The sequence below is a fragment of the Kitasatospora sp. NPDC059571 genome (assembly GCF_042735675.1).
In the GTDB taxonomy this organism is placed as follows: Bacteria; Actinomycetota; Actinomycetes; order Streptomycetales; family Streptomycetaceae; genus Kitasatospora.
This window is the reverse complement of sequence record NZ_JBHWBW010000297.1, coordinates 1-9,675: the sequence shown is the minus strand read 5'-3', so window position 1 is coordinate 9,675 and position 9,675 is coordinate 1. Positions and strand designations below refer to the sequence as shown.

Here is a 9,675-nt window from a genome sequence, read left to right as displayed (position 1 = left end):
GCCGTGCGGCCTCCACGGCCTCGGCCGAGACGGTCACGTCTGTCATCAGGTGCTACTTCCTTGATCGGGAGTTACACCGTTCTTTTTACAGACCCGAGAAGCGGAAGATCGCCGACCAGGTGATCGAGGAACTCACCGTCCATGCCTGGATCGAGGAGCAGATCTTCTACCCGGCCGCCCGTGAGGCCGCCCCGGAGACCAAGGACCACGTGCTGGAGAGCGTGGAGGAACACCATCTGGTGGTGTGGATGCTCTCCGAGCTGAAGGACCTCGACCCGACCGATGAGCGTTTCGACGCGAAGATGACGGTGCTGATGGAGAACGTGCGCCACCACGTCGAGGAGGAGGAGAAGGACTGGTTCCCCGAGGTCCGCAAGGCCATGGGCCGAAACCGCCTGGTCGAACTCGGCGAGCGCCTCACGGCGGGGAAGGCAGATGCGCCCCGGGATCCGCTGAAGGTCCCCAGCGCCACTGAGTAGTGCGCGCACTGGATGGAGTTCGTGGCAGCTCTGCCCGCGAGTCCGGCAGGTCCGGTAGTCGATGGCCGCCCCATTCGCGCACATGCGGGTCCACGAACGCCGCCTGCACGGCCGGCAGGACCGGGGCGTCGGCCCCGCCCTGGGCGACCAGCAGCGGCATGGTGAGACGGCCGCTCGGCGTGGTGTCGGCCAGACGCCCTCCCAGCGCGCTGTCGACCGGCAACCCGCTCAGGCCTTGCGCAGGGCTGTTGAAGCTGGTCTTCCTGCACAGCCGACGCTGCTGGCGGACCCGGGGGGGTGGGTGGTGCCGGGCCTGGTGTCCGGGTTCAGCCGGTCGGGAGGGTGTAGGGGGCGCCGAGGATCCATCCGCCTGGGGCCGGGGGGTGCAGCTTTTCTTCGGTGAGGTGGACCGGGTCGCCGATGTTCACTGTTCCGGGGGCCGCGACCCAGCAGTCCAGGGCGAAGCGTCCCTCGTAGCGGCGGTGGATGTCGCGCAGGACACCGGGATCACGGGCGCCCGAGTCGGGGTCGACGGTGGTGACCACACAGCGGGCACGCAGTTTCAGCACGCCGATGACGGTGTCGCCGATTCGCAGGGTCCGGCCGGGCCAGTGCCGTTCGGCCAGGCCGGGCACGCCCGCGATCACCAGGTTGGACCGCAGCCTGCGCGGGTCGTGCCCCAGGGTCGCCAGCGCTCCGTCGGTGACGACGGTGAGGTTGAGGACGTCGAAGCGTTCGGGGCCGCCGTAGCGGGCCGCTGTGGCGTCGGGCCCGGCCGTGGCGCGGATGGCGGCCGCGGCCGGCCGGCCGTCCCAGGGGTGGCCGTCGATCAGCACGTCACCGGCGGGGCCGGTGGTGGCGGACAGGGAGAGCAGGCCGGGCCGGGTGCGGGCGGTCAGGACCCCGCGCGGGCCGCGGATGTGGACCTGCCGGTCCCCTTCGACGCCGTCGGCGGTGAGGCGGGCCTGCGGCAGGCGCTCGCCACGCAGGGACTTGACCGGGAAGCGCCAGATCTCCTGGAGGTGCACTCAGTCCTCCCGCGCGGCGGGGGAGGGCATGGTGCGCAGGCGGCCGACGGGGGACCAGAGGACGGCAGCGACCGCGGCGGCGGAGCCGGCGGCGGTCCACATCAGGGCGCTGTCGCTGCCGATCCGGCCCGCGAGCAGTCCGGCGGACAGGCCGCCCAGGCAGCCGCCGCCGAACAGGGCGGCGCGGAAGCACGCGGTCATGCGGCCCATCATCGCCATCGGGCTGCAGGCCTGCCGCACGGCCACCATGACCACCCCCGCCACGCCCACCTGGGTGCCGAGAAGGGAGGTGGTATCGCCGATCCAGAAGGTCGTGAAGTCGCGGTTGCCGCGAAGGGGCGGTAGGGGTGGCAGGGAGGTCTGGGCGGGGGGTACCGGCGGTGCCGAGGCGGTCACGGGGTCTCCGGGGCGTTGGGTTCCCCGGCGGTCGCCGGGGGTGGCGGGGCGTGCGGGCATGGTGGCCGCGCACGCGGCCGTCGGGCGGTGGAGGGACGGGGGCGGGCGTCAGGGGGAGAGCAGGTCGATGCCGATGATGCGGGCGCCGGTCTCGCTGCGGGGGCGGTGGCGGCTGCCGGGGGCGAAGACGACGTAGGTCCCCGCCCCGTGGCGGCGGCCGTCCTCGATGACCTCGCCGGAGAGCACGTAGTACCGCTCCTCCGTGTCGTGCACGTCCACGTACGGCCACCGGGACCCGGGGGCGAAGTCGATGAGCCAGCCGCGTGCCCGGCCGGTGGCGGGAAGGTCGCGCCGCACGATGCCGGGGGCGACCTGGCGCTCCGGGAGGTCGTCGACATGGAGGGCGAGCACGGGCGTGCGGGCGTCGGAATCGGTGTCCATGGCACCAGAGTGGCGCGGGTCCGTCCGCGGCCCCAGTGTCTGCTTCGACGCTGATGGGTATCTTTCTGCCATGTCTCTCCACCGCGTGGTCGCTCTGGTCAACGCACCTCAGTCGACGTTCGAACTGGCCTGTGCCGCCGAGGTTTTCGGAACGCAGCGCCCCGAGGTGCCCGCTCGCTACGACTTCCGGGTCTGCGCGCAGCGGCCGGGGCCGGTCGCCACGACCGCCGGCTACGCGATGATCGCCGACCACGGCCTGGAGGCGCTGGGGCAGGCCGACACCGTTGTCCTGCCGGGCTGGGAGCCGATGACGCAGGCGCCGGCTGCGCCCGTCCTGGAGTCGCTGCGGGCCGCGCACCGCCGCGGGGCCCGCATCGTGTCGCTGTGCACGGGCGCCTTCGCCCTGGCCCACACCGGACTGCTGGACGGACGCCGCGCGACCACGCACTGGCGCCGCACCGGTCTGTTGGCCACGGCGTTCCCGGCGGTGCACGTCGAGGCGGACGTTCTGTACGAGGACCTTGGCGACGTGGCCACTAGCGCCGGCACCGGCGCCGCCATCGACCTGTGCCTGCACTTGGTGCGCTCCGACCACGGCGCGGCCTACGCCGCCCGTGTCGCCCGCGGCATGGTACTGGCTCCCCACCGGGAGGGTGGTCAGCTCCAGTACGCCGTCCAGCCCGCTCCACGCCGAGCCGACGACTCCCTGGCGCCGCTGCTGGACTGGGCGGCCGAACGCCTGCACAGCGACCTGACGGTGGAACAGCTCGCCGCGCGGGTCGGGGTGTCCGGACGGACCCTGGCCCGCCGCTTCGCCGAGCAGCTCGGCACCAGCCCCGGCCGCTGGCTGCTGGCCAGGCGCCTGGACGCGGCACGAACCCTCCTGGAGGAGACCAGGCTGCCGGTGGAGTCCGTAGCCGTCCTGACCGGATTGTCCTCCGCGGTCAACCTGCGCCGGCGCTTCCGCGCCGCCCTCGGAACCACACCCGGCCACTACCGGCAGACCTTCAACCCCAGCGGCCCCGGGCGCCGGGCAGAATCCGGCCCGTCCCGCCAGAGCGCCGCGCCCGGAGCCACCGCACAGCCCGCGCCGTGAGTGACCCCTGTGGACGTAGGGGTACATCCTGGTCGGCCGGCCCGAGCGGACGTCGTGGCGGCCGAGTGCCGCCGTGGCGGCCTGCTGAACGCCCAAACTGTTGGGTCACGCGGACGTGGAAGCGACGAAGGAGCACCACCTCTCGCCGGTGCGACACATGCGGTTGGAGTCGATCCTCGCGTTCGACCAGGACGAGGTGACGTCGGAGGCTGCGGCGGCCGGGCGGCAGCCGCGGGTGACGGGCCTGTTCGCACGGCTCGCGCGCGAGACGTCCGGCATTCAGGATCTCGCCGCCATGATGGACTCCCACCCGATGCCCGAGTCGCTGCCCTGGCGGTTCCTTCTCCGATGCGGCTGAGCCTGGCGGGCGCCTTCGCCCGGCAGTCTGCCGGCTGGAACTCCCACGCCACCGCGGACTCGTACCGGCGTTCGCTGACGCTTCGGCTTCCTGAGCGCCCACTGGATCGCGCCGGTCAGCCGGTCACGGACGTACTCACGCAGCCGCTCGTCGGTCGCTATCCGCCGTCGTTGCCGTCGCGCAGGGAATGGATCATGCCCTGCAGGAGCCGGAACGCGTCCGCCTGCTCGGTTTCAGTCATGCCGGACAGCATTCTCACCTCGACGGACCGGACCGCTACCGTCGCCTTCTCCAAGCTGCGCCGGCCGCGAGGCGTGAGCCGCGCGGGCAGCACCTTCCCGACGGGCGCCTGCGCGGGCCTGGTCACGTAGCCGTCTCGTTCCAGGGCCTGGAGCAGCACATTCATCGACTGCCGTGTCACGAACGCGCCCCGCGCGAGCTCGGAGTTCGACAAGCCCGGCCGTTGAGCCAGCAGTTCCAGGCAGGAGTACTGCGTCATGCTCATCCCCAGTGGCCGCAGCACCTCCTCCATGGCTACGCGCAGAGCGCTCGATGCCTCTTTCAGGAGGTAGCCCAGTGATTTGTCCAGGTCGATGCCGGCACCGTTTTGACTCATGTCAGGATTCTGACATACATTGCCCATGTCAGGAATCTGACACGACCAGAAGGAGCATCGCCATGCCCGCCACCGGCCCCGACTTCATCTCGCTCCAAGTGCGCGACCTCGACGCCTCACAGGCGTTCTACGAGCACTACCTGGGCCTCGTCCGCTCGCCGGCCGGACCTCCGCACGCCGTCGTCTTCGAGACGAAGCCGATCGCGTTCGCACTCCGCGACGTCATTCCCGGCACCGACCTCGCATCCGTCGCCCAGCCCGGCATCGGTGTCGCGCTCTGGCTCCACGCCACCGACGTCCAGGTCATCCACGACGCTCTTGTCGCCGACGGCCACACCATCGTCTCCGCACCGATCGACGGCCCCTTCGGCCGGACCTTCACCTTCGCCGACCCCGACGGCTACCAGGTCACGCTCCACGACCGCACCTGACCGACCCAACACCACCGGACGATCACCAGCCGGTTGCGGCCCCTGCGCCACCCTTGCTGAACGAATACGTGCATACGTCTGGCTGCGCGCTGACGACACAGTCGTCCTGCGGGGCACCCGTCGTGCAGCGTGACAAGCGCTCGCCAGCAGTGGGAGGCGCGGGGGACGGGTTGGGACACGATGAAGTTGTCGAGCTGGTCAGGTCCCTATTGCATGAGCAGCGGCTACACCGGTGCAATCTTCCGGACCACGTGCGACGGTGACAGTGGACTCTGGCAGTGGGAGCTGGGCTACTGACGCGACCATGACGCCGCGGGCCGGCAGCCTGTGGCGGTTTCCAGGGGGCTTTGCAACACGTTTCGGTTGTCTGGGCTGCGGGGAGTTCGGCGAGGCGCTCGGCCGGGGGTTTCCCAGTCGAGCGTTTTGCGTGGGCGGCGGTTGAGCTGGTCTGCGACGTCGGCCAGGTGTGCGGGACCCTGGACGGACAGGTCGCCCAGGAAGTACTCCAAAGACCACGGGGTTGGAGCCGGTCCGTGGCTCCGCCCGGTGCGGCGGAGGATGCCCTAGCGGACCCAACGTCCGGGTTCCGCGAGTAGTCCCTGGGTGTCGTCGAGTCCGATACCGCCGGCGATGTCACATGCGCGACAGGTGGGGAGGGGATCGGTGCGCGGGAGTTGCCTTGTGCGGTCAAGGCGTCCGTCGGGGCCAGGTCCGCGCGCCGCACTGCCCGTGCTGCCGCCGGTGTCCGTCCAGGTGGCGCCGAGGCCGGGGGAGGGCGACACGAGGTGTCGGGAGCCCGGCGTCGCGGTTCCTCTCCCGGGCTGGGCGGCATGTGCTCCGCCGGTGGCCGCAAGCGGGGTGGAGCGGTTGTTCGGGCAGGTGTAGCCGTCAGGGCTGCCGGGTCGACGGTTTGCTCGTGGATTGCGCGTTCTGCTCCGGTCCGGTGGTGGCGGACCAGCTGCCGAGGAGCTTCAGGGCGTCCTCGGCGGGGGTTCCGGGGGGCGCGCTGTAGACGACGACGCTCAGGCCGCTCTCGTCCGGCAGGCTCAGGGTCTCCTGGTCGAGTTCGAGGCCGCCGACGAGCGGGTGGTTGAGGCGTTTGGTGGTCTCGCGGAAGACGTGCACGTCGTGGGAGCCCCACATCACGCGGAAGGTGTCGCTGCGGGTCGACAGTTCACCGATCAGGTTCGACAGGTCGCGGTCGTGGGGGCTCTTGCCCGCCTCGATGCGCAGCGCGCCCACGGCGAAGCGGGTCATGGTCTCCCAGTCGGTGTAGAACCGCCTGGCCGCGGGGTTGAGGAACGCGAACCGGGCGACGTTCGCCCCGCAGGACGGGTCGGCGTACATCTGCGAGTACAGGGCCCGGCCCAGGGGGTTGGCGGCGAGCGTGTCGAGGCGGTTGTTCATCACGTATGCCGGCATCTCGGGCATGCCTTCGATGATCCGTGCCACGCTCGGCCTCACCGTCGGCCGGGCCTCCCGCTGCCGTGCCCGCCCCCCGGGCGCCGGCCCGGCGGCGCGGGCGAGGTCGTACAGGTACATGCGCTCGGTGGCATCCAGCCGCAGGGCGCGGGCCAGGGCGTCCAGCACGCTGTCGGAGACGCCGTGGAGGTTGCCGCGCTCCAGGCGCGTGTAGTACTCCACGCTCACCCCGGCGAGCGTGGCGACCTCCCCTCTGCGAAGTCCGGGCACCCGCCGCTGACCGTAGGTCGGCAGACCCGCCTGCTCGGGGGTGATCCGGTCGCGTCGGGAGCGGAGGAAAGCGCTGACTACGTCCCGGTTGTCCATGACGACAGCGTAGGCAGGCCACGCGCGCCGTGGGGGACCCTGCCAGTACCCCTCACAGCGGAAACTCCCCCGCCACGCCCTTCTGCCGTTGCATGGATGCATGCCCCGATCCTGCGGGGCCCGACCGGTACGAGGGCACATGTGATTCCCCGGGCCGGCCGACCTTTCAAACCGGAAATCAAGACTGGAAGGGCATGCACCATGAACTGGAGGGCACGCAAGATGAGCAACGAGACGACGTCGCAGGCCGAGAGCCCCGCGCAGGTCGTGCGAGGGCTGTATGACGCGCTGGGCAAGGGCGACGTGCCGGGTGTCCTGGCCAAGCTCGACCCCGAGGTGATCGTCGACGAGCCGGCCCAGCTCCCCTACGGCGGCGTGCACCGGGGCCGCGAGGTGTTCGTGCAGTCGATCCTCGGCGCGATGATGGGCTACGCCAACGTCGCGATCACCGATGCCCAGGTATTCGAGGGCCCGGCCGACGCCGTTGTCGGAACGCTCACCGGAACGCTCACGGCCCACACCACCGGTGAACAGTTCCCGCTGACCATGGTCGAGATCCACACGGTCGAGGACGGCACGGTCCGCAAGATCGACGTCTACACCAAGAACCCGCACGAGCTCGCCGCGTTCTACGCGCGCGCCGAGGCGGCGGGCACCCGCTGACGACAGCCTCGTCACGATCCCGGCCGAGTCGCTTCACGGCAGCGCCAGCAACCCGGCCGGCCCACCCCCAACCCAGACTCAAGCCGTCGCATCGATGCCCCCAGCCCGCACCCACCGCGACCGGCCACGCGCACCACACAGCGAAGGAACTCCATGACCACCACCTGGTTCATCACCGGCACCTCCTCGGGCATCGGGCGACTGCTCACCGAACGCCTGCTGGCCCGTGGCGACCGCGTCGCCGCCACGCTGCGGCGGCCCGAGGCTCTCGACGACCTCCGCGCCGAGCACGGCGACCGGCTCTGGACCGCCCGGCTCGACGTCACCGACACCGAGCGCGTGCGTCGCGTCGTCGACCAGGCGTTCGAGGCCCTCGGCACGATCGACGTCGTCGTCAACAACGCCGGCTACGGCCTTCTCGCGTCCGTCGAGGAGGCGTCCGACGAACAGATCGGCCGCGTCTTCGACACCAACCTGCTCGGCTCGATCCAGGTCATCCGTGCCGCCCTCCCGCACCTGCGCGCCCAGGGCCGAGGCCGCATCCTGCAGGTGTCCACCGCGGGCGGCCAGGCGACCTACCCCGGCCTCGGCTACTACCACGCCGCCAAGTGGGGCATCGAGGGGTTCAGCGAGACCGTCGCCCGCGAGATCGCGCCGTTCGGTGTGGCCCTGACCATCATCGAGCCGGGCGCGACCCCCACCAACTTCGGCGCGTCGCTGGACATCGCACCGCCCCTGCCCGAGTACGCGAACACCCCCGCGGCCGACACCCGGCAGGCGTTCCTCGGCGGCCACTTCCCGGTGCCCAACAGCGCGGAGAAGCTCACGCAGGCGATGATCGACCTCGTCGACTCCGGCGCGGCCCCGCTCCGCCTCCCGCTCGGCCCCGACACCTACGAAGACGTCCGCGCCGCCCTCACCGCCCGGCTCGCCGAACACGAGGCCCACCGCGACGTCGCCCACTCAGTGGCGGCCACAACCGCCCGCTGACCGAAACCCGCGTCACTCGCCCACCGGAGGGGCGGTGGAGGCACCGCCGCCGCCACCGCCCTTCTGATCCGCGACCGCGGCGCGGCCACCCCGCCGTTCCAGCTGCTGGTGCACCCGATGATCGACGACCGCAACACCACCGACTCCGGCCACGAGATCACCGACACCGGCCTCTGGGACCGCTCGACCAACGTCCTGGCCTGACGGGCGATCCGGGCCGAGCGCGCCGGCACCGAGGACGTCACGCCCTACAGCGCCGCCGCCCAAACGACCGATCTGGCCGGCCTGCCCCACGTTCATCGGCATCGGTGAACTCGACGTCTTCCGCGACGAGGACCTCGACTACGCCGCACGCCTGCGCACCCACGGCATCCTGGTCGAGCTCCACCTCCATCCCGGCGCCTACGACGCCTTCCACCTGTTCGCCCCGCAGTTCCGTCGCAGCGGGATTCCGCCCAGGCACCTTCCTGACGCGATTCGAGACGCTCCCCGAAACGGACTCGGACCGCGCCTCCTGGTCGGGCGGGGCGGCGTAGCGGAAGCTCGGGCACTTGACGCGGCGCGGTTGACGCGGGCCCGGCGAGGCGGGAGGAGATTGTGCAGCAGGGCTGCCGGCGGCCTCGTCCAGCACGGTGGCGGCGGCCAGCGCCGCGCCCAGGCCGGCCGCCGCGATGAGGTTGTGGCCGCAGGCGTGTCCGAGCCCGGGCAATGCGTCGTACTCCAGCAGAGGGGCCACGGCCGGCCGGCCCCCGCCCGCCTGGGCGGTGAAGGCGGTCGGCATCCCGGCGCCCCCCGCTGCACGGAGAAGCCGGCGCGTTCCAGCTCCCCGGTCAGCCGCGCGGCTGCCCGGTACTCCGCGAAGGCGGGCTCCGGATCGGCGTGCAGGGCGCACGCCACCTGCCAGAGCGCGTTGGCCCGTTGCCGGACGGCAGCACGGACACGGCGGTCAACCTCGTGGGACATCCGGGCTCCCGGGACTTCTACGGACGGTCCCCCTCCACCCGTCTGCCACGAGTCGGGCGCTCCCACACCTGCCCGCGCCACCGGGCAGGGAACGAGCCCTCACGGGCAGCCCGTCACCCGTCCAGCCGTGTGGCGGCCGCGCGTCGTTGAACCGCGGCCGTGGTCGCCCTCGCCGGAATCTTCACCCACACCGGCGCCGCGCACGATCCAACGAACGCGTTCTCGGTGTTCGGACACCAGGTCCGGCTCCACTGGCACGCTCTTCCTCTCTGGCATCAGCGTCGGGGATGCTGGGGCTCGGCCTCCTGCTGACCGGGGCGCGGCGAGCCTCGCGCCGCGGGCCCCCCCCCCCGCGCCGGGGGGCGGGGGGCCGGCGGGGGGCGGGCCCCCGCCCCCCGCGGTCGCCTCAGTCGACCTGCTGTACGC

At 71.8% G+C, this 9,675-nt stretch carries 10 protein-coding genes and 3 pseudogenes; 7 read left to right on the top strand and 6 right to left on the bottom strand.

Going from position 1 to position 9,675, the window contains the following annotated elements; translation table 11 throughout:
* Window positions 1-95: 95 nt before the first annotated feature.
* Window positions 96-479, top strand: a pseudogene (locus tag ACFV0G_RS26745) (hemerythrin domain-containing protein); the annotation flags it as partial.
* A gap of 326 nt (window positions 480-805) precedes the next feature.
* Here ACFV0G_RS26745 and ACFV0G_RS26740 read toward each other — a convergent pair.
* The 3 genes from ACFV0G_RS26740 to ACFV0G_RS26730 form a co-directional block, all read right to left on the bottom strand.
* The gene (locus tag ACFV0G_RS26740; RefSeq protein ID WP_380553044.1) at window positions 806-1,507 is read right to left on the bottom strand and encodes an MOSC domain-containing protein; all 702 of its coding nucleotides are present in this window, start codon (window positions 1,505-1,507) and stop codon (window positions 806-808) included.
* Window positions 1,508-1,903: a hypothetical protein gene (locus ACFV0G_RS26735; protein ID WP_380553042.1), complete on the bottom strand. Its 396-nt coding sequence runs from the start codon at window positions 1,901-1,903 to the stop codon at window positions 1,508-1,510. It lies immediately after the preceding gene.
* Window positions 1,904-2,011: 108 nt separating this feature from the next.
* Window positions 2,012-2,344, bottom strand: coding sequence for a cupin domain-containing protein (locus tag ACFV0G_RS26730; RefSeq protein ID WP_380553040.1), 333 nt, complete (start codon window positions 2,342-2,344; stop codon window positions 2,012-2,014).
* 70 nt (window positions 2,345-2,414) lie between these two features.
* On the opposite strand from ACFV0G_RS26730, the gene ACFV0G_RS26725 reads away from it, so the two are divergent.
* Both ACFV0G_RS26725 and ACFV0G_RS26720 read left to right on the top strand, forming a co-directional pair.
* Window positions 2,415-3,440, top strand: coding sequence for a helix-turn-helix domain-containing protein (locus ACFV0G_RS26725; protein WP_380553038.1), 1,026 nt, complete (start codon window positions 2,415-2,417; stop codon window positions 3,438-3,440).
* A 115-nt stretch (window positions 3,441-3,555) separates the two neighbouring features.
* Window positions 3,556-3,798: a hypothetical protein gene (locus ACFV0G_RS26720; protein ID WP_380553035.1), complete on the top strand. Its 243-nt coding sequence runs from the start codon at window positions 3,556-3,558 to the stop codon at window positions 3,796-3,798.
* Between the two features lie 157 nt (window positions 3,799-3,955).
* Here the strand turns inward: ACFV0G_RS26720 and ACFV0G_RS26715 are convergent, their stop codons facing one another.
* A complete protein-coding gene (locus tag ACFV0G_RS26715) occupies window positions 3,956-4,414 on the bottom strand; it encodes a MarR family winged helix-turn-helix transcriptional regulator (RefSeq protein WP_380553032.1) in 459 nt (152 codons plus the stop codon).
* A gap of 62 nt (window positions 4,415-4,476) precedes the next feature.
* On the opposite strand from ACFV0G_RS26715, the gene ACFV0G_RS26710 reads away from it, so the two are divergent.
* A complete protein-coding gene (locus tag ACFV0G_RS26710) occupies window positions 4,477-4,845 on the top strand; it encodes a VOC family protein (RefSeq protein ID WP_380553029.1) in 369 nt (122 codons plus the stop codon).
* Window positions 4,846-5,733: 888 nt separating this feature from the next.
* Here the strand turns inward: ACFV0G_RS26710 and ACFV0G_RS26705 are convergent.
* Window positions 5,734-6,633 (bottom strand): helix-turn-helix transcriptional regulator, encoded by a 900-nt coding sequence (locus tag ACFV0G_RS26705; RefSeq protein ID WP_380553026.1) that lies wholly within the window; start codon window positions 6,631-6,633, stop codon window positions 5,734-5,736.
* Window positions 6,634-6,855: 222 nt separating this feature from the next.
* On the opposite strand from ACFV0G_RS26705, the gene ACFV0G_RS26700 reads away from it, so the two are divergent.
* The 3 genes and pseudogenes from ACFV0G_RS26700 to ACFV0G_RS26690 all read left to right on the top strand — a co-directional run.
* A complete protein-coding gene (locus ACFV0G_RS26700; RefSeq protein WP_380553023.1) occupies window positions 6,856-7,296 on the top strand; it encodes a nuclear transport factor 2 family protein in 441 nt (146 codons plus the stop codon).
* A 153-nt stretch (window positions 7,297-7,449) separates the two neighbouring features.
* Window positions 7,450-8,286, top strand: a complete 837-nt coding sequence (locus ACFV0G_RS26695; RefSeq protein ID WP_380553020.1) for an SDR family oxidoreductase — start codon at window positions 7,450-7,452, stop codon at window positions 8,284-8,286.
* Between the two features lie 274 nt (window positions 8,287-8,560).
* A pseudogene (locus ACFV0G_RS26690) lies at window positions 8,561-8,644 on the top strand (hypothetical protein); the annotation flags it as partial.
* 216 nt (window positions 8,645-8,860) lie between these two features.
* Here the strand turns inward: ACFV0G_RS26690 and ACFV0G_RS26685 are convergent.
* Window positions 8,861-9,249: pseudogene (locus ACFV0G_RS26685) on the bottom strand (amidohydrolase); the annotation flags it as partial.
* Window positions 9,250-9,675: the final 426 nt, after the last annotated feature.

Excerpts from the sequence above, each read along its gene's own strand:
- ACFV0G_RS26725 (WP_380553038.1), top strand. The coding sequence starts at position 2,415 with ATGTCTCTCCACCGCGTGGTCGCTCTGGTCAACGCACCTCAGTCGACG.
- ACFV0G_RS26705 (WP_380553026.1), bottom strand. The coding sequence starts at position 6,633 with ATGGACAACCGGGACGTAGTCAGCGCTTTCCTCCGCTCCCGACGCGAC.
- ACFV0G_RS26695 (WP_380553020.1), top strand. The coding sequence starts at position 7,450 with ATGACCACCACCTGGTTCATCACCGGCACCTCCTCGGGCATCGGGCGA.
- ACFV0G_RS26710 (WP_380553029.1), top strand. The coding sequence starts at position 4,477 with ATGCCCGCCACCGGCCCCGACTTCATCTCGCTCCAAGTGCGCGACCTC.
- ACFV0G_RS26730 (WP_380553040.1), bottom strand. The coding sequence starts at position 2,344 with ATGGACACCGATTCCGACGCCCGCACGCCCGTGCTCGCCCTCCATGTC.
- ACFV0G_RS26715 (WP_380553032.1), bottom strand. The coding sequence starts at position 4,414 with ATGAGTCAAAACGGTGCCGGCATCGACCTGGACAAATCACTGGGCTAC.
- ACFV0G_RS26700 (WP_380553023.1), top strand. The coding sequence starts at position 6,856 with ATGAGCAACGAGACGACGTCGCAGGCCGAGAGCCCCGCGCAGGTCGTG.